This window comes from Streptomyces kryoterrae, from assembly GCF_054072135.1.
Map to the genome: position 1 here is coordinate 7947691 of NZ_CM133358.1, position 16702 is coordinate 7964392.

17 protein-coding genes are annotated in these 16702 nt (G+C 69.4%); 7 read left to right on the plus strand and 10 right to left on the minus strand.

The window, feature by feature from the left end:
- Position 1: 1 nt before the first annotated feature.
- Together ACW4TU_RS35270 and ACW4TU_RS35275 are read right to left on the minus strand one after the other, a co-directional pair.
- Positions 2-874, minus strand: a complete 873-nt coding sequence (locus ACW4TU_RS35270) for a hypothetical protein (RefSeq protein ID WP_457419958.1) — start codon at positions 872-874, stop codon at positions 2-4.
- Positions 871-1437 (minus strand): SigE family RNA polymerase sigma factor, encoded by a 567-nt coding sequence (locus tag ACW4TU_RS35275; RefSeq protein WP_457419960.1) that lies wholly within the window; start codon positions 1435-1437, stop codon positions 871-873. The genes ACW4TU_RS35270 and ACW4TU_RS35275 overlap by 4 nt, the downstream gene beginning before the upstream one ends.
- Positions 1438-1722: 285 nt before the next feature.
- Between ACW4TU_RS35275 and ACW4TU_RS35280 the strand changes: the two genes are divergently transcribed.
- The gene (locus ACW4TU_RS35280) at positions 1723-3174 is read left to right on the plus strand and encodes an NCS2 family permease (protein ID WP_457419962.1); all 1452 of its coding nucleotides are present in this window, start codon (positions 1723-1725) and stop codon (positions 3172-3174) included.
- A gap of 107 nt (positions 3175-3281) precedes the next feature.
- On the opposite strand, the gene ACW4TU_RS35285 is transcribed toward ACW4TU_RS35280, so the two are convergent.
- The 3 genes from ACW4TU_RS35285 to ACW4TU_RS35295 form a co-directional block, all read right to left on the minus strand.
- Positions 3282-4736 (minus strand): peptidoglycan D,D-transpeptidase FtsI family protein, encoded by a 1455-nt coding sequence (locus ACW4TU_RS35285; protein WP_457419964.1) that lies wholly within the window; start codon positions 4734-4736, stop codon positions 3282-3284.
- Between the two features lie 146 nt (positions 4737-4882).
- Positions 4883-5374, minus strand: a complete 492-nt coding sequence (locus tag ACW4TU_RS35290; RefSeq protein ID WP_457419966.1) for a GNAT family N-acetyltransferase — start codon at positions 5372-5374, stop codon at positions 4883-4885.
- A gap of 3 nt (positions 5375-5377) precedes the next feature.
- Positions 5378-6151: an IclR family transcriptional regulator gene (locus tag ACW4TU_RS35295; protein ID WP_164413102.1), complete on the minus strand. Its 774-nt coding sequence runs from the start codon at positions 6149-6151 to the stop codon at positions 5378-5380.
- Between the two features lie 144 nt (positions 6152-6295).
- On the opposite strand from ACW4TU_RS35295, the gene ACW4TU_RS35300 reads away from it, so the two are divergent.
- The 5 genes from ACW4TU_RS35300 (at position 6296) to ACW4TU_RS35320 (ending at position 11040) form a co-directional block, all read left to right on the plus strand.
- Positions 6296-7825: an aldehyde dehydrogenase (NADP(+)) gene (locus tag ACW4TU_RS35300; RefSeq protein ID WP_457419969.1), complete on the plus strand. Its 1530-nt coding sequence runs from the start codon at positions 6296-6298 to the stop codon at positions 7823-7825.
- Positions 7826-7930: 105 nt separating this feature from the next.
- Positions 7931-8539: a DUF1349 domain-containing protein gene (locus ACW4TU_RS35305; RefSeq protein ID WP_457419971.1), complete on the plus strand. Its 609-nt coding sequence runs from the start codon at positions 7931-7933 to the stop codon at positions 8537-8539.
- 39 nt (positions 8540-8578) lie between these two features.
- Positions 8579-9085, plus strand: coding sequence for a GNAT family N-acetyltransferase (locus ACW4TU_RS35310; protein WP_457419973.1), 507 nt, complete (start codon positions 8579-8581; stop codon positions 9083-9085).
- Between the two features lie 47 nt (positions 9086-9132).
- The gene (locus ACW4TU_RS35315) at positions 9133-9855 is read left to right on the plus strand and encodes a DsbA family oxidoreductase (protein WP_457419975.1); all 723 of its coding nucleotides are present in this window, start codon (positions 9133-9135) and stop codon (positions 9853-9855) included.
- 72 nt (positions 9856-9927) lie between these two features.
- Positions 9928-11040, plus strand: a complete 1113-nt coding sequence (locus ACW4TU_RS35320; protein ID WP_457419977.1) for an aminotransferase class V-fold PLP-dependent enzyme — start codon at positions 9928-9930, stop codon at positions 11038-11040.
- Positions 11041-11216: 176 nt separating this feature from the next.
- Here ACW4TU_RS35320 and ACW4TU_RS35325 read toward each other — a convergent pair whose 3' ends face one another.
- Positions 11217-11423 (minus strand): Arc family DNA-binding protein, encoded by a 207-nt coding sequence (locus ACW4TU_RS35325; protein WP_457419979.1) that lies wholly within the window; start codon positions 11421-11423, stop codon positions 11217-11219.
- Positions 11424-11513: 90 nt separating this feature from the next.
- Here ACW4TU_RS35325 and ACW4TU_RS35330 point away from each other — a divergent pair, with 90 nt between their 5' ends.
- A complete protein-coding gene (locus ACW4TU_RS35330; protein ID WP_457419981.1) occupies positions 11514-12758 on the plus strand; it encodes an RNA-guided endonuclease InsQ/TnpB family protein in 1245 nt (414 codons plus the stop codon).
- Positions 12759-12910: 152 nt separating this feature from the next.
- Here the strand turns inward: ACW4TU_RS35330 and ACW4TU_RS35335 are convergent, their stop codons facing one another.
- The 4 genes from ACW4TU_RS35335 to ACW4TU_RS35350 form a co-directional block, all read right to left on the minus strand.
- Positions 12911-13345, minus strand: coding sequence for an ectoine synthase (locus tag ACW4TU_RS35335; protein WP_457419983.1), 435 nt, complete (start codon positions 13343-13345; stop codon positions 12911-12913).
- 19 nt (positions 13346-13364) lie between these two features.
- Positions 13365-14645, minus strand: a complete 1281-nt coding sequence (gene ectB / locus ACW4TU_RS35340; RefSeq protein ID WP_457419985.1) for a diaminobutyrate--2-oxoglutarate transaminase — start codon at positions 14643-14645, stop codon at positions 13365-13367.
- A 30-nt stretch (positions 14646-14675) separates the two neighbouring features.
- On the minus strand, positions 14676-15227 hold the full coding sequence (gene ectA / locus ACW4TU_RS35345) for a diaminobutyrate acetyltransferase (RefSeq protein ID WP_457419987.1): 552 nt from the start codon (positions 15225-15227) through the stop codon (positions 14676-14678).
- 275 nt (positions 15228-15502) lie between these two features.
- Entirely contained in the window at positions 15503-16606 is a 1104-nt protein-coding gene (locus ACW4TU_RS35350) for a pyridoxal-phosphate-dependent aminotransferase family protein (protein WP_457419989.1), read from the minus strand.
- Positions 16607-16702: the final 96 nt, after the last annotated feature.

Here is a 16702-nt window from a genome sequence, read left to right on the forward strand (position 1 = left end):
TTCACGAGTCGCCCTCGTCGGACTTGTCGTTGTCGTCCTGGCCTGCGAAGTCGCCCTTCACGGCGAGCTGTTTGCCCGCCGCTTCCGCCGTCACCCCGTAGGTGTCGTCCTTCGCGTCCCGGCCACCGCGCGTGTGGTCGTACTGGCCCGCGAAGACCCACTCGCCCGGCTGGACCGTGCGGCCCTCCTTGAGGACCCACGTGTAGACCAGGAAGCCGTCGCGCTCGGCGACCGTCAGGTCGAAGTCGTCCTCCGGAGCCGCTCGCCAGGCGCCCGTGGAGGTGACCCCGCCGGTGTCGGCGACCTTCAGCTCGACGGTGAGCGCGGTGAGCTGCTTGGACGTCTTGATGGTGACGTTGCTCTGCGCCCAGAAGTCGTTGCTGTGCGGATCGATCGAGCCGTCCGACCACAGGGGCCCGTCCTCGGTGCCCTTCGCGGCCTGCGCCGCCGCCGTGTTCGAGGCCTTCGGCGTCGGAGTGGGCGTCGGCGTCGAACTCGGCTCGTCGTCCCGGGCCTTGCCGCCGCCCGACGGGTCCGGGGCCGGCTGGACCGGTGCACGGCTGGTCGCGTCCGGCGACGGGGTCGGCAACGGCGAGACCGAGACGGTCGGATCGGCCGGGGTCTCGTCGCTCTTCACCACGGAGGCCAGCGCGTACCCGCCCATCGCGAGAATCCCGGAGACGGCGGCGGTGGCACCCGCGACCCGAGCCCAGGCCAGCAGCGGCGGACGCGTCGCCCGGCGCCGGGAGCGCTTCTCCTCGGGACCGGCGGCCATACCGCGCTCGACCCGCGCGAGGATGCGCGCGCGGTCGGGCTCGTACGCCTCGGCCGCCTCGTGCAGCCCGGCGCGCAGCTCGTCGTGCGGCGTCCTCATCGGTTCGTCCCTCCCGCTCCGCCGGTGGTGCGTACAGGGGTACGCACTCGAAGCGGGGCCTCGTCGGCGCCAAGGAGCCGCTGCAGTTCGGCCATTCCCTTGGACGTCTGGCTTTTGACCGTACCGACAGTAACGCCCAGTGCGAGCGCCGTGTCCTTCTCCGAGAGGTCGAAGGCGTGCCGGAGCACCACACACGCCCTCTTGCGGAACGGCAGCCTGCGCAGGGCCTCCTGGACATCCACGGCGCCAGGTATGTCGGGATTCTCCGTCTTCTCGTCCCGCTGTGACCAGAACAGGGTGATCCTCCGGCGTTCCCGGACCGCGCTGCGGATACGGGTCTTGGCCAGATTGGCGACCACACCACGTGCGTACGCCACCGGATGGTCGGCGGCCCGCACCCGGTCCCAGCGGTGCCACAGCGCGAGCAGCGCGTCCGCCGCCAGGTCGTCGGCTGCGTCCGCCTCGCCCGTCAGCAGGTGGGCCAGGCGTGCGAGTTCGGCGTAGTGCCGCTCGAAGAAGGCATGGAACTCCACGGAGGCTGCGTCGTCGACCACAGTGCCCACGGGCGAACTCTCCCCCTTAGTTTCACTGAGTTTTCCCAGGCCGGCGGTGGCTGACGGCCGAAACCGGGCGTCTGCGTATACGGCCGCCGTGGTGCGCCGGTGAAGGGATGGTGATCGTTTGGCGCGAGAGCCGAGAGAGTATCAGGCGTGGGTACGGCTCTTCGAGGGTCGTACGACAGGCCGATCCTGATTCCGTAACACGGAGAAAACCTGAGAACGGTTCAACACAGGAACAATCCAGCCTGCATCCGCACACCGACAACCAGGCAACGAGGAGTATCCGCAATGTCCGACCCACAGAAGGTGGCTGACCGGCCGAACGCCGCGCCTCCCGCGGCGAACAGCGTCGACGGCTTCTTCAAGATCTCCGAGCGGGGATCCACCTTCGTCCGTGAAGTACGCGGCGGCTTCGCCACCTTCTTCACGATGGCCTACATCCTTGTCCTGAATCCCATCATCCTGGGCAGCGCCAAGGACAAGTTCGGCCACCAGCTCGACAACGTCCAGCTCGTCACCGCCACCGCCCTGGTGGCCGCGGTGATGACGATCATCATGGGCGTCGGCGGCAACCTCCCGCTCGCCCTCGCCGCGGGCCTCGGCCTCAACGCGGTGGTCGCCTTCCAGATCGCCCCGCTGATGAGCTGGGACGACGCGATGGGCCTGGTCGTCCTGGAAGGTCTGCTGATCTGCGTCCTGGTGGTGACCGGCCTCAGAGAAGCGATCATGCACGCCATCCCGGGGCCGCTCAAGGCGGCGATCGGTGTGGGCATCGGCCTGTTCATCGCCTTCATCGGCTTTGTCGACGCCGGTTTCGTCAGCCGTATCCCGGACGCCGCGAACACCACGGTCCCGGTGCAGCTCGGCGGCACGGGCACGCTCAGCGGCTGGCCGATCGTCGTCTTCTGCCTCGGTGTCCTGCTGACCATCGGGCTGATCGCGCGCAAGGTGAGGGGCGCGATCCTGATCAGCATCGTCACGATGACGTTCCTCGCACTGATCATCAACTCGGTCGCCGACGTCAAGAGCTGGGGCCTGACCACGCCGGCCTGGCCCGACAAGATCGCGGACACCCCCGACTTCGGGCTGATCGGCCGCTTCAGCCTGTTCGGCGCGTTCGGTGAGACCACGGTGATCACCGTCGTCCTGCTGATCTTCACCCTGATCCTGTCGGACTTCTTCGACACCATGGGCACGGTCGTCGGCATCACCGCCGAGGCCGGCCTGCTCGACGAGGACGGCAAGGTCCCGGGCCTCGGCCGCGTGCTGCTCATCGACGGCGCGGCGGCGGTCGCGGGCGGCGCGAGCTCCTCGTCCTCGGCGACCTCGTTCATCGAGTCGGCGGCGGGCGTCGGCGAAGGTGCGCGTACCGGCTTCGCCAACCTGGTCACCGGTGGCCTGTTCGCCTGCGCGCTCTTCTTCACGCCGATCCTGACGATCGTCCCGATGCAGGCCGCCGCCCCCGCCCTGGTCGCGGTGGGCTTCCTGATGATGACCCAGGTCAAGCACATCGACTGGGACAAGTACGAGGTCGCCATCCCCGCGTTCCTGACGATCGCCGTGATGCCGTTCACGTACTCGATCACCAACGGCATCGGCGCCGGCTTCCTGGCCTACGTCCTCATCAAGGCGGTCCTCGGCAAGGCGAAGGAGGTCCACTGGCTCCTGTGGGGCACGAGCGCACTGTTCCTGATCTACTTCGCGATCGACCCCGTTCAGCAGCTCTTCGGTACGAAGTAGACAGGGGTGCAGGGAACCCGCGCCCTTTATGGGGGCGCGGGGCTGTATCGATTTGCGGCTCCACTGCGTGGGCGCGAAAAACCACGACGGCGCAGCAGCCGAGAAACCTACCCAGCCAGCGCGGCGCTCATCATCGCCTTGGCAACCGGTGCAGCCAGCCCGTTCCCACTCACCTCGGACCGGGCCGCCCCCGACTGCTCGACCAGCACGGTCACGGCGACCTCCTTCCCGTTGGAGTCGGACTTCGCGTAGGACGTGAACCAGGCATAGGGCGTCTGGCTGTTGTTCTCCCCGTGCTGAGCCGTCCCCGTCTTGCCTCCCACCGTCGCCCCGGCGATCCGCGCGTTCGTCCCCGTCCCGTCGGAGACGACCGTCTGCATGGCCGACTGCAGTTGCTCAGCCGTCCCGGAGCTGACGATCTCCTTCGTCGACGCCTCGTTGTCGTAGTCCTCCAGCACATCCCCGTCGGAGTTCGTGACCTGCGACACCATGTGCGGCGAGACCAGCTTGCCGCCGTTGGCTATCGCGGCGGACACCATCGCCATCTGCAACGGCGTCGCCGTGACATCGAACTGCCCGATGCCCGTCAGCGCGGTCTGCGACTTCTCCATGTCCGAGGGGTACACGCTCGGGTACGCCCGCACCGGCACGTCCTGCTTCTCGTCGTTGAAGCCGAACTTCTCCGCCATCGCCCTGACCTTGTCCTGCCCGAGGTCGACGGCCATCTTCGCGAAGACGTTGTTGCAGGAGTACTGCAGCGCGACCCGCATCGTGGCGTTCTCACAGGGCGCGTTCGGGTTCTCGTTCGTCAGCTCACGGGTCGTCCCGGGCAGCGTGTAAGGGTCCGGGCTGTCCGTGCGCTCGTCCACCGACCCGTACAGCCCGTCCTCCAGGGCCGCCGCCGCGACCACCAGCTTGAACGTCGAACCCGGCGGCAGCGGCTGCCGTATCGCCCGGTTGACCAGCGGTTTGTCGGCGTCCTCGGTGAGCTTGGTCCAGGCGGCGCCGTCGCTCGCGCCGGTGATCGTCGACGGGTCGTACGACGGAGTCGACACCATGGCGAGGATCTTGCCGGTCCTCGGGTCGATGGCGACGGCCGCGCCCTTCTTGTCGCCGAGCGCCGCGTAGGCCGCCTTCTGCACGTCGGGGTCGATCGTCGTGATCACGTTCCCCGGAGCCGCGTGCTCCTTGGTGACCGTGTCCATGACGGTCGTGAGTCTGCTGTCCGAGCCGTCGAGCACGTCCTTGTAGATGCCCTCCAGCTGCGTCGGCGTGAACAGCGGCGTGCTGTAACCGGTCACGGCGGCGTAGAGCTTCCCGTCCGTGTACGTCCGCTGGTACTTCAGATCTCCGCTGCTTGTCTCCTTCGAGCCGGTGACCGACTCGCCGGCCACGATGATGTTCCCGAGCGGGTTCGCGTACAGCGCGATCGCGTTCCGCCGGTTCTTGCTGTCGTCCGCGAGCGCCTGACCGTCGTAGAACTGCACCCATGTCGCCCTGACCAGCAGGGAGAGCACAAGCAGCAGTGAGAAGACGGAGGCGCGCCTGATCGTTTTGTTCATCCCGCTCCGAAGACGAGCGGCGCCGAACGGAACGTTCCCCTCCGCCTGATTTCTCATGGCGCATTCAGGAAACCCGGGAAGCTGTAAGGGACACCTGTGCTGCCTGTGCGGGCCTGTGCCGCCTGTGCGGTCGCACGACGGTCCGGTCAGGCCTCCAGCGTCAGCAGGACCTCGTCGATCTCCGTGCCGCGCGCCTGCGCGAACCCCCGGTCGTGCCCGGACACGCGGAAACCGCACTTCTCCAGGACCCGCAGCGAGCCCGCGTTGTCGGCGGCGGCACGCGCGTGCAGGGGGCGCTCCGCGGCCTCGGCGACCAGCGCGCGCAGGGCGGCCGTCGCGACACCGCGCCCCCAGTAGGCGCGGTCGATCCAGTACGTCACCTCGCGGTCGCCCGGCTCGCCGTACACCGCCGCGCTGCCCACCACGTCACCGTCGACGAGGACCGTGCGGTTCAGAACGTCCGGCGCGGCACGGATCCGCTCCCAGTGGGCCTCGAAGGCGTCCCGGTCGGTCGGGTCCGCCGCCGTGAACGCGGCCATCCGCAGCGACTCCGGGTCGTTCGTCAGCCGGAAGAAGACCGGCAGGTCACTGTCGTGGACCTCGCGGAGCACGACGTCCAGGGAAGGTGAGTAGCGCATCGTTCAGAGCCTCCGGGTGGCCAGCGTCAGCCGGTCGCGCGCGTCGAACAGGGCGTCCTTGACCATCTGTTCATGGGCCGGGGTGAGCCGCGCGACGGGCACCGAGCAGCTGATCGCGTCCCGCGCGGGGGTGCGGTACGGGACCGCCACGCCGAAACAGCGCAGCCCCAGAGTGTTCTCCTCGCGGTCCACCGCGAAGCCCTGCTCGCGCACCAGGTGCAGTTCCTCGATGAGCTTCTCCCGGTCGGTGATCGTGTGCTCGGTCAGCGCGGGCAGCGTCTCCGGGAGCAGCTTGCGGACCTGCTCGTCGGTGTGGGTGGCCAGCAGCGCCTTGCCGAGGGAGGTCGAATGGGCGGGCAGCCGGCGGCCGACGCGGGTGAAGGGGCGCAGGTAGTGCTGCGACTGGCGGGTGGCGAGGTAGACGACGTTCGTGCCGTCGAGCCGGGCCAGGTGGATGGTCTCCGTCGTGTCGTCGGAGAGCCGGTCGAGGGTCGGGCGGGCCACTGCGACCACCTCGTCGCCGTCGATGTACGAGGTGCCGACCAACAGGGCCCGTACGCCGATGCCGTAGCGCGTGCCCGTGGCGTCCGTCTCGACCCAGCCGAGGTCGACAAGTGTGCGCAGGAGCATGTAGAGACTGGACTTGGGATAACCGACGGCCTCCTGGACCACTGCCAGGGAGTGCATGCCGGGACGTCCGGCGAAGTATTCCAGCAGTTCAACGGTCCGTACCGCGGACTTGACCTGCGCCCCGCCGCCTGTCTCGGCTGCCGACATCGCCCTTGACCCCTTCGTTCGACGGGAAATAGTCTCCAACAGCATATTCATCATCAGAGACGGTGTTCAGCATATCGAACGCACCTGGTGAATGACGCGGGAAATTCGCATCACACATGGCAACACAATCTGGAGGGACCCCCGGTGGCAGCAGCACCAGTCTGGAGTGTCGACCCCCGTACCGGGAAGCAGCGGGAGCAGGTCGCTGTCGAGGCCACGGCCCAGGAGGTGGACTCCACCGTCCGCGCCGCGCACGCCGCGCGCCCGGCCCTCGTGGACCGCACGGTCCGCGCGGCCTTCCTGCGCAGCGCCGCCGAGCAGCTCGAAGCGGCCAAGGAGCAGCTCGTCGAGGTGGCCGACGCGGAGACCGCGCTCGGCCCGGTCCGGCTGACCGGCGAACTCGCCCGCACCTGCTACCAGTTGCGGGCCTTCGCGGACATCGTCGACGAGGGCGCCTACCTCGACGTCGTCATCAACCACCCCGACGACACCGCGACCCCGCCGATCCCGGACCTGCGGCGCTACAAGGTGCCGCTGGGCGTCGTGGCCGTCTACTCGGCCTCCAACTTCCCCTTCGCCTTCTCCGTGGCCGGCGGCGACACCGCGAGCGCGCTCGCGGCCGGCTGCCCGGTGGTCGTCAAGGCCCACCCGGACCACCCGGGCCTGTCCGAGCTGGTCGCGTCCGTCCTGCGCCGGGCCGCGGCCCTGCACGACATCCCCGGGGGTGTCGTCGGCCTGGTCCACGGCTTCGAGGCGGGCGTCGAGCTGGTCAAGCACCCGCTGGTCGCGGCGGCCGGTTTCACCGGTTCCGTACGAGGCGGCCGGGCCCTGTTCGACGCGGCGGCGGCCCGTCCGGTCCCGATCCCGTTCCACGGCGAGCTGGGCTCGCTGAACCCCGTGGTGATCACGGAGGCGGCGGCCAACGAGCGCGCCGAGGCGATCGGTACGGGGCTCGCGGGCTCCATGACGCTGGGCGTCGGCCAGTTCTGCGTGAAGCCCGGCCTGGTGCTGGCGCCGGCCGGCGCGGCGGGCGACCGCCTGCTGAAGTCCCTGACGGAGGCGGTCAGCGACACCGCGTCCGGTGTCCTCCTGGACCACCGGATGCGCGACAACTTCGTCGCCGGGGTCGCCGAGCGCGCCGAGCTGCCCGACGTCGAGTCCCCGGTGACGCCGGGTGCGGGCGGCGAGCACACGGTCAGCGCGGGGTTCCTCACGGTGGCGGCGGAGAAGCTGGCGGTGGAGGGGGCGTACGACCTGCTCCTGGAGGAGTGCTTCGGGCCGGTCACCGTGGTGGCCCGCTACGCGGACGACGCCGAGGCGAACGCCGTGCTCTCGCGGCTGCCGGGGAACCTGACGGCGACGGTCCACCTCTCGGCGGAGGAAGCCGCGGGGGAGGGGCGTGGCGCCGAGATCCTGGCCGAGCTGACGCCGCTGGCCGGGCGCGTGCTGGTGAACGCGTGGCCGACCGGGGTCGCGGTGGCCGCGGCCCAGCATCACGGGGGGCCGTACCCTGCCACGACGTCCACGTCGACTTCGGTCGGTGGGACGGCTGTCGAGCGGTGGCTGCGGCCGGTGGCTTACCAGAACACACCTGTCGCGCTGCTGCCGGTCGAGCTGCGGGACGAGAACGTGCTGGGGCTGCCTCGGCGGTTCAACGGTCGCCTGGAGCGCTGACGCCGTTCGGGGTGCGGTGGATTTCGCGGCTGCGGGCCTGTTGTGGCTTGTCGCGTTCCCCGCGCCCCCATCGGTGCGCCTGCCTGGGCCTGCGATAATCAGGTAATGGACTTGGAGCTTTCCCCACTGCCTTTCCCCCTCCGTACTTATGGACCCGACGGGCACTGGTCCTTCGAGGACGGAGTGCTCACCGGGTGGGCAGGGCCCCGGCAGGATCGGTTCGTGTCGCCCACCGGGGAGGCGCTGGACCCGGCCGCCGACGCGCCGCGGCTGCTGGGCGCCCCGGAGGGGGAGTTCCAGCTGATCGCCCGGGTCACCGTCGGGTTCGGGGCGGCCTTCGACGCCGGGGTGCTCTACGTCCATGTCGGCGAACGGGCCTGGGCCAAGCTCTGCCTGGAGTACTCCCCGGATGTGCCGACCGTCTGCACGGTGGTCACCCGGGGACACTCCGATGACGCCAACTCCTTCACCGTGGACGGCAGTTCGGTCTGGCTCCGGATCAGCCGCACCGGCCGTGCCTTCGCCTTCCACGCCTCGCGCGACGGGGAGAAGTGGACCTTCGTCCGCCTGTTCACCCTGGGCGGCGACAAGGAGGCCGACGCGGCCCTGGTCGGCTTCATGACCCAGTCGCCGATGGGGGAGGGGTGCGTGGTGACGTACGACCACATCGAGTTCCGGCCGGAATGGCCGAAGGACCTGCGGGACGGCAGCTGAGCCGGAACCGTCGCGGCCACCCGCCACGTCTTCCGGTGCATGATCAATGACCATGTGACCGGAAGCCGGGTGATCCGGGCGGCGCTGCCCGCCGAGGCCGCCGCCATCACGGACCTGTACCTGCGCGCCCGGTCGACGTACTACCCGGACGGGCTGCCGGACGCAGACCGCGACTGGGTCGCCGCCTGGCGGAGCAGCATCGAGCGTCCCGACGCGCATGTCCTGTGCGTGGTCGAGCAGGACCGCATCGTCGGCGTCGCCTCCTTCCGCAGGGACGAGGGCGCCCCCGCCGACACGGTCAAGCTCTTCCAGTTCCACGTCGCCCCCGACCTCTGGCGAGCCCGCATCGGCACCGACCTGCACGCCGCCTGCGTCGAGCGCTGGCGGGCCGACGGCAAACGGGCCGCCACCCTCGACGTGCACATCGACAACCAGCGCGCCCAGGCCTTCTACCGGCGTCTGGGCTGGGTCCCGGACCCGGAGAACCCGCCTGCCGAGGGCGATCACCACCTCTTCCTGCGGTACGGAATGAAACCAGCCGATTGAATGTTCATATAAATCCGTACCCGTTCGACCTGGAGAGAGCCAAAGACATGCGCGTCGAGATCTGGAGCGACATCGCCTGCCCCTGGTGCTACGTCGGCAAGGCCCGCTTCGAGAAGGCGCTGGACGCCTTCCCGCACCGGGACGGCGTCGAGGTGGTGCACCGGTCGTTCGAGCTGGACCCGGGGCTCGCCAAGGGTGACATCCAGCCCGTCCTCAAGATGCTCACCAAGAAGTACGGCATGAGCGAGGCGCAGGCGCAGGCCGGGGAGGAGAACCTGGGCGCGCAGGCCGCCGCCGAGGGGCTCGCGTACCGCACCCGGGACCGTGACAACGGCAACACGTTCGACATGCACCGGCTGCTCCACCTCGCCAAGGACAAGGGCCGCCAGGACGAGCTGATCCAGCTCTTCTACCGGGCGAACTTCGCCGAGGAGCGGTCCGTCTTCGGCGACGACGAACGGCTCGTGGAGCTGGCCGTCACCGCCGGCCTCGACGCCGACGACGTCCGGGGCGTACTCGCCGACCCGGACGCGTACGCCGACGCCGTGCGCGCCGACGAGCGCGAGGCCGCCGAACTGGGCGCCAACGGCGTGCCGTTCTTCGTCCTCGACCGGAAGTACGGCGTCTCCGGCGCCCAGCCCGCCGACGTCTTCGCCCAGGCGCTCACCCAGGCGTGGGGCGAGCGGCCCGCTCCCCTCAAGGTCGTCCGGGCGGAGGGCGGCGGCGCCGAGGTCTGCGGGCCCGACGGGTGTGCCGTACCCCAGCAGTAGCCCAGCGGAGGAAAACCACAGCTCAGGGCGTATCCATAAGCAGTCCTTCGTGACTCCGTGCAGAATTCGGCAATGGACGAGGGGATCGTCGGGCCGCAGAGTGGTCCCATGGAGACCTCCGCGAAAGCCTCGACGTCCGAGAACCTCCGCGACCTCGTCCATGCCGAGTTCGCTCCGAAGACCACCTATCTGAACACCGCGAGCACCGGGCTCCTCCCCGCCCGCGCCGTGGCCGCCATGCGCGACGCCGTGCAGTCCGTGGCCGACGGTCGGCCGCAGGACATGTTCGCCGACGTGGAGGCCGCGCGCTCCTCCTTCGCGCGGCTCGTCGGGGTGTCCGACCGCAGGGTCGCGGCGGGCGGCTCCGTCGCCGTCTACAGCGGGCTGATCGCCGCCTCGCTGCCCGCCGGCGCCGAAGTCCTCACCGCCGAGGACGACTTCACCTCCGTCCTCAACCCGTTCCACGTACGCGGGGACCTGAAGGTACGGACCGTGCCGCTGGAGCGGATCCCCGAATCCGTCCGGCCCGGCACCGCCCTTGTCGCCGTCAGTGCCGCCCAGTCCGCCGACGGACGCATCGTCGACCTGCCCGCGCTGCGCGAGGCCGCCCGCGAGCACGGGGCCCGTACGTACATCGACGCCTCCCAGGCCACCGGCTGGCTGCCCGTCGACGCGGACGCCTACGACTACGTCGCCTCCGTCGCCTTCAAATGGCTGGTCTGCCCGCGAGGCGTGGCCTTCCTCGTCGTACCCGAGGACCTGGGCGGGCTGACCCCCGTGTTCGCGGGCTGGGTCGCGGGGGAGGAGCCCTGGGACAGCTGCTACGGCCCGGTGCGCGAACTAGCCCACTCCGCAAGGCGGTTCGACGAGAGCCCGAGCCTGTTCTCCTACGCCGGCGCCCGCCACTCCCTCGCCCTGATCGAGGAGTTGGGCGTGGACACCGTACGCGCCCATGACCTCGCGCTCGCCGACCGGTTCCGCGCCGGGCTCGACCGGCTGGGACACCAGCCCGTACCGGCGCCCGGTTCGGCCATCGTGTCCGTCCCGCGACTCGGGCACCGGCAGGCCGACTTGAGCCGGGCCGGGGTCGAGGTCTCCGACCGGGCCGGAAACCTGCGCGCGGCCTTCCATCTCTACAACACGCCGTCGGACGTCGACCGACTCCTGGACGTGCTGTCCGGCTGAACCGGCGACGCGCGATCCCGGGAGCGTCCTGCCTCACCGCCGTGGCTCCGAGGCAGGGCGCTCACCTCACCGGCGTGAAGTCCCGCGCCCCAACGAACTCCGGCCTGCGCACCGGTGCCGCGAAAGGCTCCAACGCCTGGTTCTCCACCTTGCTTTCGGGCAAGGTGTCCGGCCCTTCAGGGTCGGGGTGAACGGTCGCTCCCGTGTAGTGGGGCAGGGATCGCCGAATTGCCGCCAACGCGATTCAGCGCCTCACTCGACTCGGTAGCGCGGCGTACGACTGCGATCAGCCACGAGTTCAGGGAGCGGTCGTCGGCAGTCGCGGCGGCGACGGCCATCTCGTGCACGTCATCGGGTAGGCGGAGGTTCACATGCTTTGTCATGGTCCCATTCTGACACCGGACCCAACTCGATGCTAAGATGGGACCATCTCCAGGTTTCGCATGTACCCGACGGCCGCCCAGGAGGCGGTCATGCGTGAGCACTGCGCGCACGCCCGGTACGTGTGGAACCTGGCCGTCGAGCAGCACTCTCACTGGTACAAGGGCCGCAAGGCCGCACCCGGTTTCGCCGAACAGTGCCGCCAGCTCACCGAAGCCCGACGGGACAATGAATGGCTGGGTGCCGGGAACGCGGACGTGCAGCAGCAGGCACTCAAGGACTTCGCGCAGGCCAAGAACGCGCGGTTCACGTCCGGGTTCGGCGAGCCGACCTGGCGCAAGAAGTACCGGCACGAGGGTTTCCGGGTCATCGGCACCGACCGCGTGCCGGAGTTCGAGGCGAACGGCTCACCGAAGGTGAACACGAAGACCGCCAGGCAGGTCATGGGCCGTTCGGTGGTGGTGCGGAAGCTCAACAGGCGGTGGGCGCAGGTGAAGGTGCCCGGCTGCGGCTGGGTCCGCTTCCGCCTCACCCGTACCGGGCTGCCCAGCGCGAAGACGTTCCGGATCACCTGGCGCAACGGACAGTGGCACGCGGCGTTCGCCATCGTCCCCGAACCGATCGACGCCCCCGGTACGGGTGAGGTCATCGGCATCGACCGGGGCGTGACGATCACGGCCGCACTGTCCGACGGCCGGAAGCTGAACTGCCCGCAGCTCACGGTCAAAGAACGGGCACAGGTTCGCAAGCACCAGCGGCGAGCAGCCAGAGCACCCAAGGGCAGCGAGGCCAAGACCGTCGAGTACGCCAAGGTCGCCAAGCTCAAGACGCGAGAGGCGGACCGGCGCAAGGACTGGTGCGAAAAGACGAGCACCACACTCGCCGGCACCTACGACCTGGTGCGGTTCGAGAAACTCAACATCACGAACATGACCCGCTCGGCGAAGGGCACCGTCGAACAGCCCGGCAAGAACGTGCGTCAGAAAGCCGGACTCAACCGGGCCATCCTCGCCCAAGGCTGGGGCGTGCTTCGCCGGCGTACCGAACACAAGGCCCCCGGCCGGGTCGAAGACGTCCCCGCCCCCTACACCAGCCTGCGCTGCAGCGCCTGCGGATGGATCGACAAGAACTCGCGCAAGAGCCAAGCCGAATTCTGTTGCTCCTCCTGCGGCTTCACCTGCAACGCGGACACCAACGCAGCAAACAACGTCGCGGCAGGACAGGGCGGGATCCCTCGCCCCCGGCGAACAGCCGGTGCCGGAGGGACGACACCGCCCACACAGCGGCCGAGCGTCCGTGAACCCCAACCCAACCGGGTTGAAATCCCTCTCTTCTAAGAGGGGGAGGATGTCAAGCTGTTGAACACGATGTCCGGCCCCGGCGCCCCCCCATGAGGCCGGGTCCTGGACTGGGGGCGGAGACCCGGCGGCGCCCCGGGTGGGGTACAGGTCGGTGAGAGTGGACGTGGGTGGGATGGGTGACATGGGTGTCAGACCTCCTCGGAGTCGGAGTTGAGGTCGAAATCTGGGTCGGGTTCCGTCAGCAGGGGATAGACGCCGTTCTCGTCGTGGTCCTCGCGGCCGGTCACGGGCGGGTTGAAGACGCACAGGCAGCGGAAGTCCTCCTTGATCCGCATCGTGTGCCGCTCGTGTCCGTCGAGGAGGTACATGGTGCCCGGGGTGATCGTGTAGGTCCGCCCGGTCTCGTCGTCGGTCAGCAGGGCCTCGCCCTCGACGCACACGACGGCCTCGACGTGGTTCGCGTACCACATCGACGTCTTCGTGCCCGCGTACAGGACGGTCTCGTGGAGCGAGAAGCCGACCCGCTCCTTGGCGAGGACGATGCGTTTGCTCTCCCAGGTACCGGACGCCGCCCTCACATGCCGGTCGGTGCCTTCGATGTCCTTGAACGAACGGACGATCACGTGCTCAACAACCCCTCTCTCAGACGGTCTCGACGGTCTCGCGTACGGCGCGGGCGACGATCCGCAGGCCCTCGTCCAGTTCCTCGGGAGTGATGGTGAGCGCCGGCAGGAACTTCACGACCTCGCTCTCCGGACCGGACGTCTCGACGAGCAGCCCGAGTTCGAAGGCCCGCCGCGCCACCCGCCCCGCGCGCGCCTTCTCGTGGAACTCCAGGCCCCACACCAGCCCCCGGCCCCGGTACTCCTTGACGTCGGCGAGGTTCTCCTCGGTGATCGAGATCAGCGCCTCCTCGACCTGCTCGCCACGGGTGCGCGTCTGCTTCTCCATGGCGGATCCGTCGGACCAGTACGTCTCCAGCGTGGCGGTGGCCGTCACGAACGCCGGGTTGTTGCCGCGGAACGTGCCGTTGTGCTCGCCCGGCTCCCAGACGTCCAGCTCGGGCCTGAACAGGCAGAGGGACATGGGGAGTCCGTACCCGCTGATGGACTTCGACACGGTGACGATGTCGGGCACGACGCCCGCCTCCTCGAAGGAGAAGAAGGCGCCGGTGCGCCCGCAGCCCATCTGGATGTCGTCGACGATCAGCAGCATGTCCTGCCGTACGCACAGGTCGGCCAGCGCCCGCAGCCACTCCGGGCGCGCCACGTTGATGCCGCCCTCGCCCTGCACGGTCTCCACGATCACGGCGGCCGGCTTGTTGAGGCCGGAGCCCTGGTCCTCCAACAGCCGCTCGAACCACAGGAAGTCGGGGACGGTCCCCTCGAAGTAGTTGTCGAACGGCATCGGCGTCCCGTGCACCAGCGGAACGCCCGCACCGGCCCGCTTGAAGGCGTTGCCGGTCACGGCGAGCGACCCGAGGGACATGCCGTGGAAGGCGTTGGTGAAGGACACGATGGCCTCCCGCCCCTTCACCTTGCGCGCCAGTTTCAGCGCCGCCTCGACGGCGTTGGTGCCGGTCGGGCCCGGGAACATGACCTTGTACGGCAGGTCACGGGGCCGCAGCACCAGCTCATGGAAGGACTCCAGGAACGCGCGTTTCGCGGAGGTCGACATGTCGAGCCCGTGCGTGACACCGTCCCGCTCCAGATAGTCGATCAACGCCCGTTTCAGTACGGGGTTGTTGTGGCCGTAGTTGAGTGATCCGGCGCCCGCGAAGAAGTCGAGGTAGGCGTGGCCGTCCTCGTCGTACATACGGCTGCCCTGCGCGCGGTCGAACACGGCGGGCCAGCTGCGGCAGTAGCTGCGCACCTCGGACTCGACGGTCTCGAAGACACTCAGGTCGGACTGGGTGATGGTCACGTCGGTGAACTCCTTGAGGTGGGGGCGAGATCAGCCGGAGAGCCGGGAAAGCCGGGAGTGCCCGGAGAAGCCGGCAAGTTCGGAGAGGGGGCCGATGCGGTACAGGATCTCGGGGTCGTGCGGACTGTTGGGGAACAGGCCCGCGTCGAACAGCACCTCGCGCTCGACGGTGGCGCCGTGGCGCTCCGCGAACGAGGTGAACAGCCGCTCCGAGGCGGTGTTGCCGGGGGTGATGGTGGTCTCGACGGCGGTGAGCCCCTGCTCGGCGCCGACCCGCCGGGTCAGCCCGTCGAGCAGCGCGGCGGCGAGCCCGCGCCCCTGGTGGCCGGCGTCGACGGCCACCTGCCAGACGAGCAGGGTGCCCGGCCGGTCCGGCCGGACGTACCCGGTGACGAAGCCGACCGGGCACCCGTAGGAGTCCCGGGCGACGGCCGAGGTGGCGGCGAAGTCCCGGCACCACAGCAGATAGCTGTACGACGAGTTGAGATCGAGAACCTTCGAGTCCCGGGCGATCCGCCACAGCGCGGACCCGTCGGCAATCGCCGGGCGGTCGATTTGCAGGTCTGTCCGTGCTGCGCTCATGCAAATTGAACTTACCGAGAGAAATTCAAAAATGCATGGCCGGTCGGGGTTCCGCGCCGACGCGGAATGTGTTATTCCGCGAGTACTGGAACGCCCGCTTTGTCCAGCTCGTAACGAGACAAAGCGGGCGCATTGTTGAGCGTGTCACAACATGCAATTCACTTGATTCGTTCGCAAAACCTTTGCGTTTAGGGTGATGGAAAGCGGGCAGGAGAGCATGGGAAACTATCTGCCGTAAAGTATCTGCTATTCAGTTGTTCAATCTCATCGCGCATTCACGAGAAATTCGCGACCGCCTGTCGTCTGGCGCCTTCGGCGTCCACCGCCGGCCCCCGGTCCGCCAGCGCCGCGCCCAGCGCGGCCAGACTCCCGAGCACCGCCTCTCGCGTGGCGTCCGCCCCGTAGTGGTTGACCCGGATCATCTCCTTGGCCAGCGCGCCCCCGCCCGCCGCGAGCGGCAGCGCCGGATCGGCGGCCAGCGCGCTCGCCACCAGCTCCGACGCGACAACCCCGGAGGGTGCCCGCAGGGTCGTCGCGACCGGCGCCGCGTCCACGGCCTCGTACACATACGGCTCAAGGCCGCCGCCCAGCGCGAGCGCCCCCGCCCGGGTGGCCGCCGCCGCGGCGGTGTGCCGGGCGATCACCGAGTCGAGCCCCGCCGCCTCGATCCGCTCGACGCACGCCTCCAGCGCGAGCATCTCCAACTGGGCGGGAGCGTGCGGAAGCGTGCGCCGGCCGCCGTCGATCCACCGCTCCTTCCAGTCCAGCAGCGAGAGGTACGACCGCCGGGGAGCCCCGGGATTCGCCGCCATCCGCGCCCACGCCCGCTCGCTCACCGACACCGCCGACACCCCGGCCGGCCCGCCCATCGCCTTCTGTGCCCCGATCACGCACAGGTCGACACCCCACGCGTCCGGCAGCACCGGCTCGGCGCCGACCGACGCGACGGCGTCGAGGTAGAAGAGGGCGCCGTGTTCCCGTACCGCCTCGCCGATCTCCGCGACCGGATTGGTGTTGCCGGTCGCCGCCTCGGCGTGCACCAGTGAGACGAAGTCGATCTCCGGATGCTCGGCGAACGCCTCCCGGATCTGCGCGGCCGTGACCGCCGAGTGGAAGGGCACCGTGAGATCGACGACCGTGGCGCCGCAGTCCCGCAGCCAGTCGCCGAACGTCTGCCCGTAGGGGCCCGTGACGACGTTGAGGGCGGTCGTGCCAGGCCCCGTGGTCCCCCTGATGGCGCCTTCCAGGGGCAGCAGTGCCTCGCCCTGCATGATCACGACGTCCTGCTCGGTGGAGAGCAGCCGCGCCACGCGGTCCTCGATCGACGCGAAGCGCGCGGCGGTCAGTGGCGCCAGGTCCAGGAAGGGGTGCGTGGTCACGGTGGTGCTCTCTTCGGATCGCGGGGTAGGGGAGTCGAGTCGAGACTAACCGCGAGGCCGCGCGGCCTCGAAAGCGCAGGTCACGCGGCGCCACAG

Excerpts from the sequence above, each read along its gene's own strand:
- ACW4TU_RS35270 (WP_457419958.1), bottom strand. The coding sequence starts at position 874 with ATGAGGACGCCGCACGACGAGCTGCGCGCCGGGCTGCACGAGGCGGCC.
- ACW4TU_RS35280 (WP_457419962.1), top strand. The coding sequence starts at position 1,723 with ATGTCCGACCCACAGAAGGTGGCTGACCGGCCGAACGCCGCGCCTCCC.
- ACW4TU_RS35285 (WP_457419964.1), bottom strand. The coding sequence starts at position 4,736 with ATGAACAAAACGATCAGGCGCGCCTCCGTCTTCTCACTGCTGCTTGTG.
- ACW4TU_RS35290 (WP_457419966.1), bottom strand. The coding sequence starts at position 5,374 with ATGCGCTACTCACCTTCCCTGGACGTCGTGCTCCGCGAGGTCCACGAC.
- ACW4TU_RS35295 (WP_164413102.1), bottom strand. The coding sequence starts at position 6,151 with ATGTCGGCAGCCGAGACAGGCGGCGGGGCGCAGGTCAAGTCCGCGGTA.
- ACW4TU_RS35305 (WP_457419971.1), top strand. The coding sequence starts at position 7,931 with ATGGACTTGGAGCTTTCCCCACTGCCTTTCCCCCTCCGTACTTATGGA.
- ACW4TU_RS35310 (WP_457419973.1), top strand. The coding sequence starts at position 8,579 with ATGATCAATGACCATGTGACCGGAAGCCGGGTGATCCGGGCGGCGCTG.
- ACW4TU_RS35315 (WP_457419975.1), top strand. The coding sequence starts at position 9,133 with ATGCGCGTCGAGATCTGGAGCGACATCGCCTGCCCCTGGTGCTACGTC.
- ACW4TU_RS35320 (WP_457419977.1), top strand. The coding sequence starts at position 9,928 with ATGGACGAGGGGATCGTCGGGCCGCAGAGTGGTCCCATGGAGACCTCC.
- ACW4TU_RS35325 (WP_457419979.1), bottom strand. The coding sequence starts at position 11,423 with ATGACAAAGCATGTGAACCTCCGCCTACCCGATGACGTGCACGAGATG.
- ACW4TU_RS35330 (WP_457419981.1), top strand. The coding sequence starts at position 11,514 with ATGCGTGAGCACTGCGCGCACGCCCGGTACGTGTGGAACCTGGCCGTC.
- ectA (WP_457419987.1), bottom strand. The coding sequence starts at position 15,227 with ATGAGCGCAGCACGGACAGACCTGCAAATCGACCGCCCGGCGATTGCC.